1 protein-coding gene is annotated in these 610 nt (G+C 73.4%); it reads right to left on the bottom strand.

The window, feature by feature from the left end; genetic code table 11:
* On the bottom strand, positions 1-610 hold a 610-nt coding region (locus tag B2R83_RS04975; protein ID WP_292038726.1), incomplete at both ends, for an Hpt domain-containing response regulator.

Raw genomic sequence — 610 nt, 5'->3', positions numbered from 1 at the left:
GCCCTGGCCTGGGCCGGACGCCCGGCCTGCGCCTCGATCTCCTCGCACAGGGAAGCGAACGCGCCGGCGCCGACCGCGCGCGCCGAGGACTTGACGCGGTGCGCCACCGCGCCCACCCTTGCCATGTCGCCGCGCTCCAGCGCCGCATCGATCTCGGCCAGCGCATCGCGCGCGCTCGACACGAACAGGAAGGCGTATTTACCCATCCGTTCGCGCTCGCCGCCGAAGCTGGCCGCCAGCGCCTCGAAATCGACCGCCCCTGCGCCGGCAACCGGTGGCGGGAGCACGTCGGGCGCCGGCGCCGCACTGCGGCCGAGGCAGCGCGCGATGGTCGCCGCCAGCAGCTCCGGCACCACCGGCTTGCTGAGGAATTCGTCCATGCCCGCCTGCAGGCAGCGCGCCCGGTCTTCGACCCCGGCATTGGCGGTCATGGCGATCACCAGGGTGCCGGCAAGCTGCGGGTCCTGGCGGATGCGGCGCGTCGCTTCCAGCCCGTCCATGACGGGCATCTGCACGTCCATCAGGACGCAGTCGAAACGCCGGCACCGCATCGCCTCCAGCGCCTCGATGCCGTTGCCGGCCACGCTCACCTCGGCGCCGGCCTGCTGCA

It is taken from the genome of Massilia sp. UBA6681 (genome assembly GCF_002454935.1).
Lineage (GTDB): Bacteria > Pseudomonadota > Gammaproteobacteria > Burkholderiales > Burkholderiaceae_D > Telluria > Telluria varians.
The sequence above is the reverse complement of the archived record's forward strand: the minus strand, read 5'-3'. Positions and strand labels throughout refer to the sequence as shown.